This window comes from Serratia sp. CY83965 (genome assembly GCF_052166375.1).
GTDB lineage: Bacteria > Pseudomonadota > Gammaproteobacteria > Enterobacterales > Enterobacteriaceae > Serratia > Serratia marcescens.
In genome coordinates this window covers 91,114-106,820 of the sequence record NZ_JBJNOV010000001.1, presented here as the reverse complement: position 1 = coordinate 106,820, position 15,707 = coordinate 91,114, and the positions used below count along the sequence as shown (strand labels likewise).

Below are 15,707 nucleotides of genomic sequence, written 5' to 3'. Positions count from 1 at the left end.
CTAAAATAGCGGCTTTAAAAAGTTAAAAAAATGGCGGAAAAATCGGTTAAATAGGAGGGGGAAACAGCAAAAAAACCGGGAGACCGCCATGACTCAACGCATCATTCCGCTGTCGGAGTGCCCGCAGTTTGCCGATGTGTGCGCCGCCTGGGCTTTCGGCCAATGGGGCTCACAGCGCGGCGGTTCGCTGGCGCGCACCCAGCTGCGTTTCGCCCAATGCAGCCGGCCAAGCGACGACCACCTGACGCTGATGATGATCGACGGCGATCGTCCGGTGGGCATGGCCAGCCTGTGGCCCAGCGACGACCATCAGCGCCAGGATCTCACCCCGTGGCTGGCCGGCGTCTTCGTGCATCCCGATCACCGCCGCAAGGGCATCGCCCACCGTCTTGAAATGGCCATCGTCGAGGCGGCACGGCAGCGCCATCACTCGGTTCTGCATCTCATCACCGACAAATCGGAAGTGCTGTACGCCGGCTGGGGTTGGCAACCTCTGGAACGCCGGCGGCAGCATGACGAAGACGTGGTGGTGATGGCGAAAACGCTGTAGCTAACGCGGCGTACAGACATACACCAGCGCCGGCGGGAAGTTGCGCACCACCCGCAGGCGCCTCCAGTGAAAATAGCGGGACAGCAATTTTTCCGACAGGTGGCTGTATTGGAACAGCACCAGCGTGCCGTTGCGCGCCAGCAGCCGCTGCCGGGCCTGCTGAAGAATGCGCACGCTGATCCTGACCGGGATCGACAGCAGAGGCAGGCAGGAAAACACCACGTCGTAATCCGTGGCCATCCGGGTCGCCGAATGGCCCATCACCTGCAGCCGCCGATCGTCTATCCCGCGCAGCCGATGCACGAAATGGGGCTGGATTTCGAAAGCCTCCAGCGCCGCATCGGCGCGCATCCGCCCCAAAATGCGTTTGGTCAACACCCCGTCGGCCGCCCCCAGTTCCGCGATCGACAGCGCCCGGGTCCATTCAATCTGGTTCAGCATCGCCTGACACAGCCACGGGGAAGAAGGTGCCAGCGTACCGACGGTGCGCGGTGAAGCCATAAATTGCTGCAGGTAAGCGAAGTGATTCATCAGTTGCAGCCGGGTCGCATTTAACATTGAGGCCTCCTTGGGTTAAGCCCTCAATGTGAGCCGAATTTCTTAAGTAATCATTAACATGATTCCGAAAGCGGCAGACACAGTTGTAATAAAATGCAACCTCATCAGCGGCACGCAAAGAAAAACGGCCGTAATAATGACCTGAAAATAAGTCGTTTAAACACCGACCACTCAGATAATTAGTACGACCATTTATTTTATTGACCGCGTTGCCGCGGCCAAAGCGTAAAAAAGCCGATGCTTAGCGATAAATTTCCGCATTGCCGCGCCAGTTGCTGGAATCCCCGGGGGTGTCCAGACCGATAATGCGATAATGGCTGGCGCCGTCCGCCGCGGCTTTTTCTTTAAGGGCGGTGATGGCATCATGCGGTGAGCCGCTAATGCCGGAAACCGACACGACGCCGATGCTTTGCAGATTGGCGGCCTGCTCGCTGTTGACCTGTTTCACCGACGACAGCGGCGCGGCGAAAGTGGAGAAGGAAGCGGCGGCGATCAATACGGCTGCGATGCTTGGGATGAGTTTCATGATTGACTCCAGGTGTTCTTGTTTATTAGCTCGTTGTCAGTGATGTTAATTATCCGCCAGCCAATGAAAACGGACGTCATGCAACGTAAAGAACATCAATCATTGTGAGGAGAATAAGGAGGAAGTGAGAGCGGGTGTGTATTTTCAGGCGAGAGTGGCTTTATAGGCTTCACCTTACCCCTATTTGATGAACAATTAAAGGCAGGGTGAAAGAAAGAACGCGCGCTGCGTCTATTTAAGATTTTTTACCCGCCGGAGCGCGCTGAGCTACGCTGATTTTGTGGCTTACCCTTTTAAGGAAGAACGCTTATGTCGCAAAACCTGCTGCGCGTGCGTGACGGTCAGGGCGCTTCGGTGTCATTTTCCGAGCTGCTGTTCGATCTGATCTACGTTTTCGCCGTGACCCAACTCTCCCACTATCTGTTGCATCATCTGACGCTGACCGGCGCGCTGGAAACCCTGCTGCTGTGGTTCGCCGTCTGGCTGGCCTGGCAATACACCGCCTGGGTCACCAACTGGTTCAATCCGGATACCCGTCAGATCCGCCTGCTGCTGTTCGCGATCATGCTGCTGGGGCTGTTCGCCGCCGCCGCGCTGCCACAGGCGTTTGGCGAGCGCGGCCTGATCTTCGCGCTGTTCTATGTCGCCATTCAGGTCGGCCGCTCTGTCACGGTGCTGCGCCTGCTGGCGCCTGGTCACCCGTTGAAACAGAACTTTCGCCGCATCCTCGGCTGGCTGTGCATCTCCGCCGTCTTCTGGATCGCCGGTGGGCTGGAGGAAGGCAATGCCCGCCTGGCGCTGTGGGCGATCGCCGTCTTGTGCGAATACGTCTCGCCGATGTTCGGCTTCCGTCTGCCGGTGCTGGGGCGCTCGGACAGCAGCAGCGAATGGACCATCGAAGGCCACCATCTGGCGGAGCGCTGCCAGCTGTTCGTTATCGTGGCGCTGGGGGAAACCATTCTGATCACCGGCGCCACCCTGAGCGAGATGGAAAGCTGGAGTCTGCCGGTGCTCATCGCCTCGCTGGTGGCCTTTCTCGGCAGCCTGGCGATGTGGTGGGTTTACTTCGACACCAGCAGCAAAGCAGGCAGCCACGCCATCAGCCAGGCGGAAAACCCCGGCCAGCTGGGCGCTTATTTCCACTACGTGCACGTCGCGCTGGTGGGTGCCATCATCGTCTGCGCCGTGGCCAACGAGCTGGTGATCGCCCATCCCGATGGCCGCATCCAACACGCCACGGCGGCGGTGCTGCTGCTCGGCCCGGCGCTCTACCTGTTCGCCAACGCGCTGTATAAACGGCTGGTGTATCGCCGCTTCCCGCTGTCGCACCTGGTTGGGCTGCTGGCGTTGGCGGTATTGGCCCCTGTCGCCTATTTAACCGATCTGCTGATGGTCAATGGCCTGACGACGCTGATCATGGTGGTGGTGGCGGTGTGGGAGAGCATCTCGCGCGGCAGAGCGCCGCAGCGGCACGCGGAAGCCTGAAGCGAACGGGGGCGCTGTCGCCCCCTCTCGATCACTTCAAGGGTTGCGGCAAGGTGAGCACCCAGAGCTCGCTCAGCGACTCCGGCTGCTCCAGAGGGCGCAATTCGATACGGGCGTCGGTCTTGTCGCCGTCGAGGCTCAACCGCCCTTCTTTCTCCAACTGGTAGTCGCCGATTTTTTTGCTCTTTGGCGACGCATCCACCAGCTTCGCCTGCAAGCCGAAATCGTTGTCATTGATCACCGCCAGCGTGCGCTCGTCGATCAGCGCCAGCCCTTCCGCTTTCTCCTGGCGCCAGCCCAACTGGCGCAGATCCGCCACTTCCCGTTTCTGCGCCAGCTTCACGCCGCGTTTAGCCAGATCTTGCGCGTCGTCGAATTCCAGCGCTTTACCCTGGCCATCAAACGTACTCAGATCGCTGGCCTGCGCGAGATCCACCAGATAGATCTTGTTGATCATCGTCTTATCTTTACCGGTTCCCTGTTCAATCAACAGGATGCGCTGGTTGTCCAACGCCACGACATCGCCAATCTTGGCGTCTTTGGCTTTTTTATAGCGGTCGATATCGATGGGATAGCCATACATCGCAGTTTTGCCACTGCGCGGATCGAAGCTCACCAGCCGGGTAAACTGCGCCTTGTTTTTGCTTTTACCATCGACATCCAGCGTGCTCTGCACCGCCGCCAAAATGCGCCCATCCCGCATCCGAGTCAGCCCCTCAAAACCGCGGTTAGGCTGGCGCCACTTCAGGATGTTCGGCAAACCGCTCGCCACCGCCTGCTCGCCGGCCTGCGGCGTTGGGCCATATTTGGCGAGAATTTTGCCTTTGTCGTCGACGTGGATCAGAAACGGGCCATACTCGTCACACAGCCAATAGCCGCCGTTGCCGTCACCGATGATGCCTTCGGTATCCAACCCGCGGCGATCGCCGGACAGCGGTTGCAGCGCGTCGTTCAAGGCCACTTCGTTCGTGGAACCAATCAGCTCGCTCGGCAGCGGCAGCCCGCTAATCGGCCCTTTTTCGTCATGCAAGGGCCGCGCATTCTCGGCCACGGCCTTGCCGCCGCCGATGCGAATATCCATCAACAGAGGCGTGAATTGCGGATTGGCGAAAATCTTGGCTTCTTGCTTGCCCACCGCAGGGGCATCAGCATTCGGGCCGCGATCGGTCAGCGTCGTCAGCACCAGATCGTCGCCCTGCTTGCGATTGAACGACAGCCCTGAGCCGATCCCCACCGGCAGCCCCTGCGGGAAATGCTTGGCAAACGCCCCCTGATAGGCGACGCGCTCCCCGCCGGGGAAGCCGACCACATAACGCGCCACCTCAATATCTGCAGCGTAGGTGAATACAGGAAACAGCGAAGCCAACAGCAGGGAGAGCGATTTTATTCTCATGTTTTTACCCGAGGTTGAATGAAGCGTTATCAGGCAGAAGAAGATATTAATTTAGCATGACACTTAGATGACAACAGGCGCTGCGTCAAATGTAAAACAAGCAATAAGGTTGGCTGGCAAATAGAAATTAGCAATTAACCTGAGCGTATTGAATGGAGAAAACCGCTGGAAAAAACCGCCCGAAAATACCCCGCCATTTTGCTTAGGGTAAATTCTTATAGTAAAGATAAAAAAAACGGCAAACGCGCGTCGGCACGGGGAAAAACGGTGTTTTTCTCATAGACAAAATAAAATACCAGGGATTTAATACCGCCGTTATTCAAGGTGCATTAAGAAAATTCTATAGAATATCTGCATGAACTCAAAAAGCTGTTCTATAGTTTTTAGTGCTAACGCCCGTTAGTCTATTCCGCAGGATGGAATCTATGTCAAAGCGACTTTTTGCTGAATTTTTTGGCACATTTTGGTTGGTGTTTGGTGGTTGTGGTAGCGCAGTATTGGCAGCGGCATTCCCACAGCTGGGTATTGGTTTCCTCGGCGTCGCGCTCGCTTTCGGTTTGACCGTGGTGACGATGGCCTATGCCGTCGGCCATATTTCCGGCGGGCATTTTAACCCGGCGGTCACCGTCGGCTTATTCGCCGGCGGCCGTTTCGCGGCGAAAGACGTGATTCCTTACGTTATCGCTCAGGTCATCGGCGGTATCGCCGCAGCGGCGGTGCTGTATTTGATCGCCAGCGGCAAAGCCGGTTTCGACGCCACCGCAGGCGGCTTCGCTTCCAACGGTTACGGCGAACACTCACCGGGCGGTTATTCTCTGCAAGCCGCGATCGTGATTGAGCTGGTGCTGACGGCCTTCTTCCTGATCGTTATTCACGGCGTGACCGACAAGCGCGCGCCGGCAGGCTTTGCCCCGCTGGCGATCGGCCTGACGCTGACGCTGATCCACCTGATCAGCATCCCGGTGACCAACACCTCCGTCAACCCGGCGCGCAGCACCGGCGTAGCGATCTTCCAGGGCACCTGGGCGCTGCAGCAGCTGTGGGTGTTCTGGCTGGTGCCGCTGGTCGGCGGCATTATCGGCGGCCTGATCTACCGCTGCCTGCTGGAAGACAAAAAATAAGCGTATCGCAGTCGATCGCGTTTCACGGGGCAGCCTTCATCGGCTGCCCCGTTGCTTTCAGCCCTTCGTCACTGCAAACATCATGATATCGCTGGTAAAGGAGCCGTCCGGCTGAATGGCGAAATGCGCCGCCACCTCCTGCGACACGCTTTGCTGCAGCGCGCGGATCGCGGTAACGAAATGCGCCGGCGTGCGCATGCGCGCCACCCAGCTGCCGAACTCCAGCATCAAGCGATCCGACGTCACCTCACGCACCACCAACCCGGCTTCGGTCAATAACGTCAGCCACTCGCCCGGCGCATAATTGCGCACGTGCGAGGTGTCGCGCAGCACTTCCACGGTTTGCAGGTAGATATCCAGCAGCGGATGCCCCGGCGAGACCACGTCCATAAAGATCGCTCTGCCGCCCGGTTTGAGTACCCGCCTGACCTCGCGCAGCGCCTGGCCGACGTCGTGCCAGTGGTGCGCCGAATAGCGGCTGATGACCAGATCGAAGCTGGCGTCTTCAAACGGTAAAGACTCGGCCACGCCCTGCTGCAGCTGAATGTTATTCAGGCCTTTTTCCGCCGCAGCCTGCTTCACCACCGCCAACATTTGCGCCGACAGATCGTAGGCCACCACCTGCGCCACCCTGGCCGCCGCCGTGAAGCTGGCGTGCCCGGCGCCGCAGCCCAGATCGAGCAGGCGCGCGTCGGCGTGCGGCTCCAGTAACTGTGCAAGGCGTTGCAAATCCTTGCCCTGCGCGTGTACCGCGCTGGTTAAGTAGGCGTTGGCCTGCTCGCCGAACTGCCGGTCTACCGCGTTTTTATGGCTGTTGCTGATGCTCATGTTTGCTCCCGTTATTATCCGGCTTGCGCCTGTGCCTGAAGGCTTTCGGCTACTATAATCAGGCTACTATACGGGTACAATATGAGCAGTTATCCTGGTATAAATAGGTACCACGCTATGACATCAGAAGCCTTATCCGGGCCAAAGGCCCTCGGCGCGTTCCTGCGGGCGCACCGCGAACGCATCACGCCGGAAATGCTCGGCCTGCCCAGCTCCTCGCGCCGTCGCACCAGCGGCCTGCGGCGCGAAGAGCTGGCGCAAATCAGCGGCATCAGCGCCACCTGGTATACCTGGATCGAACAGGGCCGCGAGGTATCCATTTCCCCCTATACGCTGGCACGCATCGCCAAGGCGCTGCGGCTCGGCCCGGCCGAACGCCACTACCTGTTTACCCTCGCGCGCGTCGCCGATCCCGAGCAGGAAACACACCGCGAAACCGCCAACGACGCGGTGCTGCAAAGCGTGCACCAGATGACGGTGCCCTGCTACCTGCTGGACGTGACCTGGAACGTCGTCGCCTGGAACCCGCAGGCGGCGGCGCTGTTCAGCGGCTGGCTGGATGTGGCCAACAGCCCCAACCTGCTGCACTTCATGTTCTTCCACCCGTTGGCGAAAACGCTGGTCAGCGATTGGGAGGAACGCGCTCGCCGCGTGGTGGCCGAGTTTCGCGCCGAGACCAGCCATCATCAAAATACCGAAGAGATGCGCGCCTTCGTGCGCAACATGACGCACAACAGCGCGGACTTTAATCACTGGTGGAAGCAACATGACGTCATGGCGCGCGAAGGCGGCGAAAGAGCGTTCGAACATTCTCGGCAAGGCGCACTGCGCTATCGCCAACTGACCTTCCACCCGGCAGAACACGCCGGTCTGAAGCTGGTGATGCTCATCCCGCTGCCGCAATTGGTAACAAATTCATAGGCAAGTTTACCCGCCATTTATTTATTGGTTCATGTAAACGCGCTAGGGTGATTAATACCGATGATAATGATCATCCAGCACCGTTATTTATCTCCTGAGGTACTCCTATGCAATCCGAAGAACAACGCCTTATCGATGGTCTGTTTGGCCGCCTGAAAGACGCCGAGACCAAGACGGGCCCACGGGATCTCCAGGCAGAGCAGCAAATCAACCAGCATATTCGCGAGCAGCCTTCCGCCCCTTATTACATGGCGCAGGCGATGATTATTCAGGAGGCGGCGCTCAAGCAGATGGATCAGCGGGTCAAAGAGCTGGAGGCTCAGGTGGCACAGCTGCAGCAAACCGCCAACGGCCAGCAGAGCAGCGGCGGCTTCCTGGCCGGTCTGTTCGGCGGCGGCAGCCGCACGCCAAGCCCGCGCGAACAGTATCAGGCACAGCAGCAAAATACGGCGGCCTGGAACAACGCGCAGCAGCAGCAGCCTGCCTATGCCCAACCGCAGCAGGCGGCGCCTTCACGCGCCGGCGGCTTCCTGGGAGGCGCCTTGCAAACGGCGGCGGGCGTCGCTGGCGGCGTGGTGTTGGCCGACATGCTGACCGGCATGTTCCGCCATTCGCAACCACAGGAAATCGTAAATATTATCGAGGAAACCCCGGCGCCGCTGGACGACAGCGCAATGCGCAATTTCGACGCCTCCAACAACCTCGATACCTTCAACAACGGCGATGGTGGCAGCTTCCTGAACCAGGACAACGGCTTCCAGAACGCCAGCTATCAGGACGACACGGATTACGCCGACGACGATTACAGCGACGACGACGACTCCTTCCTGTAATTCCCTTCGCCCCCTCTCACCCGCAGAGGGGGATTTCCCGTTTCACCAATCTGGTCTACAGTGAACACTGTTCATTTATCCAGCCGGGAGAAACGATGATGAGCCTTACTCCTTCAGACCCTTTTTTCAGCGAACGCCTGCAGATGCGCCCGCCGGTGATGGCGGATCTCGCACGTTTCTACGCCATCTTCGGCGATCCGCAAACCCAGCGTTTCAATCCCGCCGGCCCGCTCACCAGCGAAGCGCAGGCCGCCTCGGCGCTGCAAGAGAGGATTTCCGGGTGGCAACAACACGGTTACGGTTCCTGGGCGATCGCCCTGCGCGAACGGCCGGATTGGATTATCGGCTTTGGCGGATTGTCCTGGAAACCGCTCGGCGCGCAGCGCACCGTGAACCTCGGCTATCGATTCGATACACGCGTCTGGGGCATGGGGTTGGCCACCGAGATGGCGCGGGCTTCGCTGCGATATGGTTTTGTCGGATTGGCGATGGAGGAAATTTCCGCCATTGTGCGAGCGGAGAATCAGGCGTCGTGGCGAGTGCTGGAAAAGATCGGCATGCGGCGGGTGGATACGCTGGATGACGTGCCCGGCGCCGCGCCGAGCCTGGTGTACACACTAAAGCGCGGCGACTATCAGGGCTGATCGTCGCTGATTTTGGCCAATGCCATGCGATAAGATTTGACCTTCTGACGCTTCTTTAGCCAGGTCGTGGTCGACACGATGAACACCGCGCCCGACATCGCCAACACGCCGGTCGGGTGGCCGTAAAACACCATCAAGGCAAAGTACACGGCGGAAACGATCGCCACCCATTTCGCCGTATTGCCCATGTCGTTTTTCTCCTGGGTCAAACGGCGAATGCGCTCTTCTTCACTGATTCCCATACGCGCTCCTTGTTGGTTGAACGTTCCATTATATGGAGTTGGAGTGCTGATATTTCAAGCGATTGGATGGTAAAGAAGCGTAAAGCTCAGGCCGGCGGCTCCCGCCGCCGAGACAGATAACGCCCGGGCTGATCGGCGCCCGGCAGGCCGCTGCCGTCGTTGCGGCCAAACAGCCGGTAGCGATTGCCGGCGACCGCATCATAGACCTTGTCCGCCAGTCGCGGCGGCAGGTAACGCGCCAGCGCCAGCGCGCGGTACGGCCATCCCAATTGGCGCAGCGCCTGAAACAACGCCGCCGAACGTAGCCAACAGCGCCCCTGCTCAACATAGACCACGGAATCGAATCGATCGGTCGGCAATCCCAGCGCCTGCAGGATCGCCTGCCCTTCGACGGATTGCACCGTCGCCAACAGAATGCGCCGCTGCCGATCGGCGCGAATAAGGTATCTCACCAGCCCGTGACACAGATTGCATTCGCCGTCGAACAACAGCGCGCGATCGCCGGGCTGGAGATAAGGCAGCTGTGATAAAAGGGTCATCCCGCCTCCCGAGAACCGCTCTCCTTAGCCTAACGCGCCTGGCGCGCCCAGGCCAGGACGGGATGACAGGGCTCGTTAAGGCGCAGGCGGCGCGTCAGGCACGGCCACCACCGCGACGCGCACTTCGTAATGTTTGGCGCTGCCCGCCGGGATCACCGCCGTCAGTTTGTTGATGGTTTCCACCGGATTGTCGCTGGCCGAGGTGGCGCAGAACAGCTCGCCGCCGTGGCAGAATCCCGGCTTGGGCGGGTGCCCGCCCGGGAAAGGCGGCATGCGCATCGGCGCATCCATCAAAGGCGGCAACGCGTTGGCCGCAGGCTTCTCAGGCGCCGACATCGCGCTCGCGCTGAACAATAGCGCCATGCCCATGCAGGGCAGCGCCAGGATCTTGATTGCTTGTTTCATTGAATTAGCCTCATTTGCCGGGTTCGGGATTACGCTACCCCGCCCCCGGCCCATGAGAAAGCCGCTTTTCGCTACCTTTTCGCCTCACTGCGTTTTGCTTACATCCCGTGTCTAACGTGATGAAAGGCGAAAGGTTGGGTAAAGGGCCGTCGCGTTACTTACCGTTCGTCAGCGTGTTATAGCTGGTCATCAGGTTGCGGTAGTCCGGGATATGGTTGGAGAACAGCGTGCCCAGCCCTTCGATATCGTTACGCCAGTCACGGTGCAGCTCGCAGGCGACGCCGAACCAGGTCATCAGCTGCGCGCCGGCGGCTTCCATGCGGCTCCAGGCCGACTGACGCGTCAGCTCATTGAAGGTGCCGGAGGCGTCGGTCACCACAAAGACCTCGAAACCTTCATTGAGCGCCGACAGCGCCGGGAATGCCACGCACACTTCGGTCACTACGCCGGCGATGATCAGCTGCTTGCGGCCGGTGGCTTTTACCGCTTTGACGAAGTCATCGTTGTCCCAGGCGTTGATCTGGCCGGGGCGCGGAATAAAGGGAGCATCGGGAAATTGGGCTTTCAGTTCCGGCACCAGCGGGCCATTGGGGCCGTTTTCGAAACTGGTGGTGAGAATGGTCGGCAGGTTGAAGTACTTCGCTAAATCACCCAGCGCCAGCACGTTGTTTTTAAACCGATCGGGATCGATATCACGCACCAGCGAAAGCAGCCCTGCCTGATGATCCACCAGCAATACGGCGGCCTGGTCTTTGTCGAGGCGCTTGTAGTTTGCAGTCATGGTTTTACTCCTGTGGGGGGTTGATGTTGCGGATGGAACGCCCCGCCTTGCGGCGGGGCGTTGAGGTTTAAGTGTAGCGCCTGAGCCGGGAAACACGGCCCGCCCCAAGCGCCAAAGTTCAACCGGCGCTCGCTTCGGCGTTCATGCTGCCGAACTTGCCGCTGTTGAAATCGCGGAACGCCTGCTGGATTTCCGCGTCGCTGTTCATGACGAACGGGCCGTAGCCGACGATAGGCTCATCGATCGGTTCGCCGCTCAGCACCAGCAGCGCGACGTCGTTGTTGGCTTCGATGGTGATCGAATCCCCCGCCCGGTCGAAACGCACCATTTGGGTTTCACGCACCACGTCTTCGCCGTTGACCAGGATCGCACCGTGCAGCATCACCAGCGCCAGCGTATGGCCTTCTTTCACCGTCAGCGTGGTGGTATGGCCGGCATTCAGCTTCATGTCCCACACGTTGAGCGGGCTGAAAGTGCGTGCCGGGCCGGCGTGGCCGCCAAAATCACCGGCGATCACCCGCACCTGCCCTGCGCCGTCCGCCAGCGGAACCACCGGAATATCGGCGTTCAACAGCGTCTGGTAACCCGGCTCGGCCATTTTGTCCTTGGCCGGCAGGTTGACCCACAGCTGCACCATTTCCATGGTGCCGCCCTTGCGCGAGAAGTCCCGCGAATGGAACTCTTCGTGCAGGATGCCGGAGGCGGCGGTCATCCACTGGACGTCGCCGGGGCCAATCACCCCGCCGCTGCCGGTCGAGTCGCGGTGTTCCACTTCGCCCTGATAGACGATGGTCACCGTTTCAAACCCGCGATGCGGATGCTGACCCACGCCACGGGTGCCGGAGGCGGAGCGGAATTTGGTTGGCGCCGCGTGATCCAGCAGCAGGAACGGGCTCATTTCCGCCCCCAAATCGTTATAAGAGAACAGCGAATTCACCAGGAAACCGTTACCGACCCAATGCGCTTCCGGGCTGTTGTGAATACCGAGGATTTTTTTCATCTTGAACTCCCGTTTCAGACCTCACGGCCTTAAGTTGATGTCAGAAGTTTAATCCGCCGGAGTTTGCTGCAGTAGTAGGCAAGATGTACACTCAGCGTTCTACTGATAGAACGATAAGGGGTACGATGCTGACCGATCTGAACGATCTGTTTTTCTTCGCCAGCGTGGTCGATCACCAGGGATTCGCCCCCGCCGGCCGGGCGCTGGGCATTCCCAAATCCAAGCTCAGCCGCCGCGTGGCGCTGCTGGAGGAGCGGTTGGGCGTGCGCCTGATCCAGCGTTCAACGCGGCGCTTCTCGGTGACCGAGGTCGGCCAAACCTATTACGCGCACTGCAAGGCGATGCTGGTGGAAGCGGAAGCGGCGCAGCAGGCGATCGAACAGACGCGCGCCGAGCCCTGCGGCACGGTGCGCATGTCCTGCCCGGTGGCGATCCTGCACACTCGCGTCGGCAGTATGGTGGCGGCCTTTATGGCCGATTATCCCAAGGTGACGGTGCATCTGGAGGCCACCAACCGCCGGGTGGACGTGGTGGGGGAAGGATTGGATCTGGCGATCCGCGTGCGGCCGCCGCCGCTGGAGGACAGCGATCTGGTGCTGAAGATCCTGGCGCAGCGCACCTGGTGCGTCGCCGCCAGCCCGGCGCTGGTGCGCACCCTCGGGCCGGCGCACACGCCGGAAGACCTGCGTAAATACCCGACGCTCGATCTCGGCCCGGCGCGCGGTCAGCACCAATGGCGGCTGACCGGCCCGCAGGGTGAACGGGTGGAGTGGGAACACACGCCGCGGCTGGTCACCGACGACATGCTGATGCTGCGCACCGCCGCCATCGCCGGCGCCGGCATCGTTCAGTTGCCGGCGATGATGATGCGCGACGACATGCTGCGCGGCGAGCTGGTGCAACTGTTGCCGGGCTGGCAGCCGCAGGGCGGCGTGGTGCATGCGGTTTACCCGTCGCGCCGCGGCCTGCTGCCGGCGGTGCGGCTGCTGCTCGACTATCTGGGCGAGCAGTTCGCCAGCATTGAAGAAGAGTGATCAGGCGGTGATTTCGATCGCATTGCCGTCTGGATCGCGAATGACGGCCTCGTAGAAACCGTCGCCGGTCCAGCGCGGCGCGGACAGCAAAATGCCCTCCTGCTGCGCGCGCTGCGCCAACCGATCGACCTGCCGCTCATCCCCCAGCGACAGCGCGATGTGCGCCCAACCGACCCGCTCCTCCTGCGCCTGCGCCGGCAGCAACGTCGGCACGCGCATGATCTCCAGCGTCGGCCCGGCCGCCAGGCTGACGAAACGGGAAACGAACCCCGGCCGGTTGCGGCTGACGTACTCCTCTCCCGCTTCACCGTTGAAATAGCGCTGCCAGAACGCCAGCTGCGCGTCGATGTCACGGGTCCACAGAGCAACATGGGCTATTTTCATCATCATTCTCCGGTCGGTAAATCGCTGTGCCAAACCTGGCCGCCGCCCTGCGCCACCTGCAGCTCAAGCTGCGGGTGCGCGCCGCGCGCCGTCACCAGATGATCCACCCGCCCGGCGGGCAGGAAGGGGTAAGGGGCGTAGGTATTGAGCTTGTCGCGGGTGCACAGCACCGCCACGCTGCCGGCGCGCGTCAACAGCCGCTTTTTGAAGGTGGCGTCCTGGTAGCTCAACGCGGAGAAGCCGCCGGCCGGGTCGTAGGCGCAAATGCCGGTGAACACCAAATCGAAATGGAAACCGTCGATTTCTTCCGCGGCCTTGGCGTCCACGCAGCCGCCGACCTGCGCATCCAACTCGCCACCGATCAGGATGGTGCGGATCCCCGGCCGCTCCAGCATTTTGCCGGCGATGCTCAATGCATTGGTCACCACCGTTAAACGCCGATCGCGCGGCAACAGATCCGCCAGATACAGGTGGGTGCTGCCGGCGTCGAGGAAGATCAGCTGTTCTTCACCGATCACCCCCAGCGCGGTTTGCGCCAGCGCCAGCTTCTCGTCACCGCTGAGCGCAATGCGCGTCGCAACGGGCCCCTCGGCCGGCGTCGGCGCCAGCGCGCCGCCATAGATGCGTTTGCACAGGTTCTGCGCCGCCAGCTGGCGCAGATCGCGGCGGATGGTCGCTTCGGTGGTGTTCAGCCGCTGCGCCATCTCCAGGGCCAGCACCCGCCCCTGTTGGCGGAGCGTGTCAAGAATGGCCTGGTGACGCTCATTCGGTAACAGTTTGGACATCATGTCAATCCGGTGACGCTAAAAGTGATCACGAATGTACACAAACAAACAAAAACGTACAATCCAGGGCGGAAGAAAAATCGCCGGGCAGGATTTTCGCCTGCGGGATGTTGGCTATACTGAGGCAAGCGAAGTTACCGCAGACGTAACGGCTTGGGCGCTAAGGGAAAACGATGTTATTGACGATCGCAAGGTGGCTGTTTCAACTCCCCGGGAAGCTGTTCGGGCTGATTTTCAAAAATCGCCTGAGGATATTTTTGTTCTTCATGCTGGTCGCCGTTGGGGTGCTCGGCGCCAAGCGCTATCTGCGCGCCCACCAATATGACGACGAATTCAGCCTCGCCGCCCCCGCCGATTACAATCGCGCAATCAAGCGCGAAATGCCGCTGCGAGAGGCGCGCGAACAGTGCGGTGGGCCGTTGCACGACAATGTCGGCCAGCCGTGGCCCGCCTCAGCCGGTTATCTGCATCAGCCGACGCGGCTGCCCGCATCCGGCCTGCATCGGCTGACGCTGGATAATCAGGGCAACGATTTCGCGGTGCTGGTCAAACTGGAAACGCCGGCGGCGCCGCAACAGCTGGCGGAAGTCTTTATTCCGCCCGCCGGCAGCTTCGAGGTAAAAATCAATGCGGACGCGGAACACGTGATGAAAATCAAGAACATCAAGACCGGCTGCATGTTCCGCTCCCGGCCGTTCAACCTGGATAAACAGCGCGATTGGCGCATGCCGCTGACGCTACAGAAGGATGGCAGCCTGCAGCTGCAGCCGATAGGCGATCGCCAATTCTGATCGGGCGCCGGGCGGAAGAGCCGGCGCCACATAGGGTTACTTTTTCACCGGATGATCGCGGCGGAACAGTTCCCAGCTTTCAATTTCCTGCCCACTCGGCAAGGTACAGGTGGAATACTGGCCTGCCGCATTCTCTTTGGCGTTCAACTTGCCGCCGATTTGGGTGCAGTACACGTCGGCCGGGTTCGCCATGCCGATCGGTTTCACCTGCGGCGGTGGCGGCGCCTCATTGGATTTCACGGAACACCCCTGCAACATCGTCATCCCTGCCAGCAGGGAAAGCATCAACGTTTTTTTCATTTTTTCAGCTTATGCAAAAACGAACGGCGGAACGCTCCGCCGTTCGCTCATCATGAAATAAAGGATTTGCCCTGTTTCAGCACCAGATCGCAGGCTTTTTGCTTCACCTTCTCGGTGATCTGCGAGGTGCCCAGGCTGTTCAGATCCAGACTCTTGCCTTCGCCGGTCTGCAGCAAGCCGCCCAGGCCCTGCTGATAATCCTGGCTCTTGGCGTTTTCGGTGCTGGTGATGCCCAGCTTGCTGAGCAGCTGATCTTTCACCCCTTCGGCGCCGTTAGCCGACAGCACATTGTTTTTCACGCAGTACTGCAGGATACCGGCGGCATTGGTCATGCTGCTGGAGCTCAACGCCTTGTCGCCGCCGTTCAGCAGGCCGGTCAACGAGGAGAGCGACATGCCGCCGCTGCTGTCGCCGCCCGACTTGCTCAGTTCGCCCGCCGCGCTGCTGAGGGAATCCATCAGCCCGGCGGCCTGGGTGGCGCCGCTGGCCAGGGTAGCGGACAGCGCCAAAGCCAGAAATAAACGATGTTTGGTGATCATAGTGGTGAAACTCCTGTCATAACGGCATGCAATCGGCGCAGCGCGCCG

Annotated in this window: 21 protein-coding genes; 8 read left to right on the top strand and 13 right to left on the bottom strand. The window is 60.3% G+C overall.

Annotated elements, in window-relative coordinates; all coding sequences use genetic code 11:
- The first annotated feature begins 88 nt into the window (after positions 1-88).
- Positions 89-550 carry a GNAT family N-acetyltransferase gene (locus ACJ8PL_RS00585; RefSeq protein ID WP_442530737.1) on the top strand — a complete coding sequence of 154 codons (462 nt, stop codon included), beginning with the start codon at positions 89-91 and terminating at the stop codon, positions 548-550.
- Here ACJ8PL_RS00585 and ACJ8PL_RS00580 read toward each other — a convergent pair whose 3' ends face one another.
- Positions 551-1,108 carry a class I SAM-dependent methyltransferase gene (locus ACJ8PL_RS00580; protein ID WP_016928909.1) on the bottom strand — a complete coding sequence of 186 codons (558 nt, stop codon included), beginning with the start codon at positions 1,106-1,108 and terminating at the stop codon, positions 551-553. It lies immediately after the preceding gene.
- Positions 1,109-1,349: 241 nt separating this feature from the next.
- Positions 1,350-1,634 (bottom strand): YdgH/BhsA/McbA-like domain containing protein, encoded by a 285-nt coding sequence (locus tag ACJ8PL_RS00575; RefSeq protein ID WP_004940519.1) that lies wholly within the window; start codon positions 1,632-1,634, stop codon positions 1,350-1,352.
- A gap of 309 nt (positions 1,635-1,943) precedes the next feature.
- On the opposite strand from ACJ8PL_RS00575, the gene ACJ8PL_RS00570 reads away from it, so the two are divergent.
- Complete coding sequence (locus ACJ8PL_RS00570) at positions 1,944-3,119, top strand: low temperature requirement protein A (protein ID WP_016928910.1); 1,176 nt, start codon at positions 1,944-1,946, stop codon at positions 3,117-3,119.
- 31 nt (positions 3,120-3,150) lie between these two features.
- Here the strand turns inward: ACJ8PL_RS00570 and ACJ8PL_RS00565 are convergent, their stop codons facing one another.
- Positions 3,151-4,512 carry an esterase-like activity of phytase family protein gene (locus tag ACJ8PL_RS00565; protein WP_442530735.1) on the bottom strand — a complete coding sequence of 454 codons (1,362 nt, stop codon included), beginning with the start codon at positions 4,510-4,512 and terminating at the stop codon, positions 3,151-3,153.
- A gap of 425 nt (positions 4,513-4,937) precedes the next feature.
- On the opposite strand from ACJ8PL_RS00565, the gene aqpZ reads away from it, so the two are divergent.
- Entirely contained in the window at positions 4,938-5,633 is a 696-nt protein-coding gene (gene aqpZ, locus ACJ8PL_RS00560; RefSeq protein WP_004940529.1) for an aquaporin Z, read from the top strand.
- Positions 5,634-5,690: 57 nt separating this feature from the next.
- Here aqpZ and ACJ8PL_RS00555 read toward each other — a convergent pair whose 3' ends face one another.
- The gene (locus tag ACJ8PL_RS00555) at positions 5,691-6,461 is read right to left on the bottom strand and encodes a class I SAM-dependent methyltransferase (protein WP_049299700.1); all 771 of its coding nucleotides are present in this window, start codon (positions 6,459-6,461) and stop codon (positions 5,691-5,693) included.
- Positions 6,462-6,578: 117 nt separating this feature from the next.
- Between ACJ8PL_RS00555 and ACJ8PL_RS00550 the strand changes: the two genes are divergently transcribed.
- The 3 genes from ACJ8PL_RS00550 to ACJ8PL_RS00540 all read left to right on the top strand — a co-directional run bounded on the left by ACJ8PL_RS00550 (position 6,579) and on the right by ACJ8PL_RS00540 (position 8,859).
- A complete protein-coding gene (locus tag ACJ8PL_RS00550) occupies positions 6,579-7,382 on the top strand; it encodes a helix-turn-helix transcriptional regulator (protein WP_016928914.1) in 804 nt (267 codons plus the stop codon).
- A 107-nt stretch (positions 7,383-7,489) separates the two neighbouring features.
- Positions 7,490-8,215 (top strand): DUF2076 domain-containing protein, encoded by a 726-nt coding sequence (locus ACJ8PL_RS00545; protein ID WP_016928915.1) that lies wholly within the window; start codon positions 7,490-7,492, stop codon positions 8,213-8,215.
- A gap of 95 nt (positions 8,216-8,310) precedes the next feature.
- Positions 8,311-8,859 (top strand): GNAT family N-acetyltransferase, encoded by a 549-nt coding sequence (locus ACJ8PL_RS00540; RefSeq protein WP_016928916.1) that lies wholly within the window; start codon positions 8,311-8,313, stop codon positions 8,857-8,859.
- Here the strand turns inward: ACJ8PL_RS00540 and ACJ8PL_RS00535 are convergent.
- The 5 genes from ACJ8PL_RS00535 to ACJ8PL_RS00515 form a co-directional block, all read right to left on the bottom strand.
- Positions 8,850-9,101 (bottom strand): hypothetical protein, encoded by a 252-nt coding sequence (locus tag ACJ8PL_RS00535; RefSeq protein WP_016928917.1) that lies wholly within the window; start codon positions 9,099-9,101, stop codon positions 8,850-8,852. The two genes, ACJ8PL_RS00540 and ACJ8PL_RS00535, sit on opposite strands and share 10 nt — an antisense overlap.
- Positions 9,102-9,187: 86 nt before the next feature.
- Positions 9,188-9,640, bottom strand: coding sequence for a thiol-disulfide oxidoreductase DCC family protein (locus ACJ8PL_RS00530; protein ID WP_049299702.1), 453 nt, complete (start codon positions 9,638-9,640; stop codon positions 9,188-9,190).
- Positions 9,641-9,715: 75 nt separating this feature from the next.
- Positions 9,716-10,045, bottom strand: a complete 330-nt coding sequence (locus ACJ8PL_RS00525) for a hypothetical protein (RefSeq protein WP_015376796.1) — start codon at positions 10,043-10,045, stop codon at positions 9,716-9,718.
- 154 nt (positions 10,046-10,199) lie between these two features.
- Entirely contained in the window at positions 10,200-10,826 is a 627-nt protein-coding gene (gene ycaC / locus ACJ8PL_RS00520) for an isochorismate family cysteine hydrolase YcaC (RefSeq protein ID WP_004928476.1), read from the bottom strand.
- Between the two features lie 118 nt (positions 10,827-10,944).
- On the bottom strand, positions 10,945-11,826 hold the full coding sequence (locus ACJ8PL_RS00515) for a pirin family protein (RefSeq protein WP_016928920.1): 882 nt from the start codon (positions 11,824-11,826) through the stop codon (positions 10,945-10,947).
- Positions 11,827-11,951: 125 nt separating this feature from the next.
- Here ACJ8PL_RS00515 and ACJ8PL_RS00510 point away from each other — a divergent pair, with 125 nt between their 5' ends.
- Positions 11,952-12,860, top strand: coding sequence for a LysR family transcriptional regulator (locus ACJ8PL_RS00510; RefSeq protein WP_033634044.1), 909 nt, complete (start codon positions 11,952-11,954; stop codon positions 12,858-12,860).
- On the opposite strand, the gene ACJ8PL_RS00505 is transcribed toward ACJ8PL_RS00510, so the two are convergent.
- Both ACJ8PL_RS00505 and ACJ8PL_RS00500 read right to left on the bottom strand, forming a co-directional pair.
- Positions 12,861-13,244: a VOC family protein gene (locus ACJ8PL_RS00505; protein WP_033651049.1), complete on the bottom strand. Its 384-nt coding sequence runs from the start codon at positions 13,242-13,244 to the stop codon at positions 12,861-12,863. It abuts the gene before it with no gap.
- Between the two features lie 2 nt (positions 13,245-13,246).
- Entirely contained in the window at positions 13,247-14,029 is a 783-nt protein-coding gene (locus ACJ8PL_RS00500) for a DeoR/GlpR family DNA-binding transcription regulator (protein WP_016928923.1), read from the bottom strand.
- Positions 14,030-14,202: 173 nt separating this feature from the next.
- Here ACJ8PL_RS00500 and ACJ8PL_RS00495 point away from each other — a divergent pair, with 173 nt between their 5' ends.
- The gene (locus tag ACJ8PL_RS00495; protein ID WP_048795777.1) at positions 14,203-14,820 is read left to right on the top strand and encodes a hypothetical protein; all 618 of its coding nucleotides are present in this window, start codon (positions 14,203-14,205) and stop codon (positions 14,818-14,820) included.
- Between the two features lie 36 nt (positions 14,821-14,856).
- On the opposite strand, the gene ACJ8PL_RS00490 is transcribed toward ACJ8PL_RS00495, so the two are convergent.
- Positions 14,857-15,120, bottom strand: coding sequence for a putative hemolysin (locus ACJ8PL_RS00490; RefSeq protein ID WP_016928925.1), 264 nt, complete (start codon positions 15,118-15,120; stop codon positions 14,857-14,859).
- A gap of 50 nt (positions 15,121-15,170) precedes the next feature.
- The gene (locus ACJ8PL_RS00485; RefSeq protein ID WP_079449624.1) at positions 15,171-15,659 is read right to left on the bottom strand and encodes a DUF2501 domain-containing protein; all 489 of its coding nucleotides are present in this window, start codon (positions 15,657-15,659) and stop codon (positions 15,171-15,173) included.
- Between the last annotated feature and the right edge of the window lie 48 nt (positions 15,660-15,707).

Bases quoted from the DNA above. Each gene is read 5' to 3' on its own strand.
- ACJ8PL_RS00585 (WP_442530737.1), top strand. From the start codon at position 89: ATGACTCAACGCATCATTCCGCTGTCGGAGTGCCCGCAGTTTGCCGAT.
- ACJ8PL_RS00580 (WP_016928909.1), bottom strand. From the start codon at position 1,108: ATGTTAAATGCGACCCGGCTGCAACTGATGAATCACTTCGCTTACCTG.
- ACJ8PL_RS00575 (WP_004940519.1), bottom strand. From the start codon at position 1,634: ATGAAACTCATCCCAAGCATCGCAGCCGTATTGATCGCCGCCGCTTCC.
- ACJ8PL_RS00570 (WP_016928910.1), top strand. From the start codon at position 1,944: ATGTCGCAAAACCTGCTGCGCGTGCGTGACGGTCAGGGCGCTTCGGTG.
- ACJ8PL_RS00565 (WP_442530735.1), bottom strand. From the start codon at position 4,512: ATGAGAATAAAATCGCTCTCCCTGCTGTTGGCTTCGCTGTTTCCTGTA.
- aqpZ (WP_004940529.1), top strand. From the start codon at position 4,938: ATGTCAAAGCGACTTTTTGCTGAATTTTTTGGCACATTTTGGTTGGTG.
- ACJ8PL_RS00555 (WP_049299700.1), bottom strand. From the start codon at position 6,461: ATGAGCATCAGCAACAGCCATAAAAACGCGGTAGACCGGCAGTTCGGC.
- ACJ8PL_RS00550 (WP_016928914.1), top strand. From the start codon at position 6,579: ATGACATCAGAAGCCTTATCCGGGCCAAAGGCCCTCGGCGCGTTCCTG.
- ACJ8PL_RS00545 (WP_016928915.1), top strand. From the start codon at position 7,490: ATGCAATCCGAAGAACAACGCCTTATCGATGGTCTGTTTGGCCGCCTG.
- ACJ8PL_RS00540 (WP_016928916.1), top strand. From the start codon at position 8,311: ATGATGAGCCTTACTCCTTCAGACCCTTTTTTCAGCGAACGCCTGCAG.
- ACJ8PL_RS00535 (WP_016928917.1), bottom strand. From the start codon at position 9,101: ATGGGAATCAGTGAAGAAGAGCGCATTCGCCGTTTGACCCAGGAGAAA.
- ACJ8PL_RS00530 (WP_049299702.1), bottom strand. From the start codon at position 9,640: ATGACCCTTTTATCACAGCTGCCTTATCTCCAGCCCGGCGATCGCGCG.
- ACJ8PL_RS00525 (WP_015376796.1), bottom strand. From the start codon at position 10,045: ATGAAACAAGCAATCAAGATCCTGGCGCTGCCCTGCATGGGCATGGCG.
- ycaC (WP_004928476.1), bottom strand. From the start codon at position 10,826: ATGACTGCAAACTACAAGCGCCTCGACAAAGACCAGGCCGCCGTATTG.
- ACJ8PL_RS00515 (WP_016928920.1), bottom strand. From the start codon at position 11,826: ATGAAAAAAATCCTCGGTATTCACAACAGCCCGGAAGCGCATTGGGTC.
- ACJ8PL_RS00510 (WP_033634044.1), top strand. From the start codon at position 11,952: ATGCTGACCGATCTGAACGATCTGTTTTTCTTCGCCAGCGTGGTCGAT.
- ACJ8PL_RS00505 (WP_033651049.1), bottom strand. From the start codon at position 13,244: ATGAAAATAGCCCATGTTGCTCTGTGGACCCGTGACATCGACGCGCAG.
- ACJ8PL_RS00500 (WP_016928923.1), bottom strand. From the start codon at position 14,029: ATGTCCAAACTGTTACCGAATGAGCGTCACCAGGCCATTCTTGACACG.
- ACJ8PL_RS00495 (WP_048795777.1), top strand. From the start codon at position 14,203: ATGTTATTGACGATCGCAAGGTGGCTGTTTCAACTCCCCGGGAAGCTG.
- ACJ8PL_RS00490 (WP_016928925.1), bottom strand. From the start codon at position 15,120: ATGAAAAAAACGTTGATGCTTTCCCTGCTGGCAGGGATGACGATGTTG.
- ACJ8PL_RS00485 (WP_079449624.1), bottom strand. From the start codon at position 15,659: ATGATCACCAAACATCGTTTATTTCTGGCTTTGGCGCTGTCCGCTACC.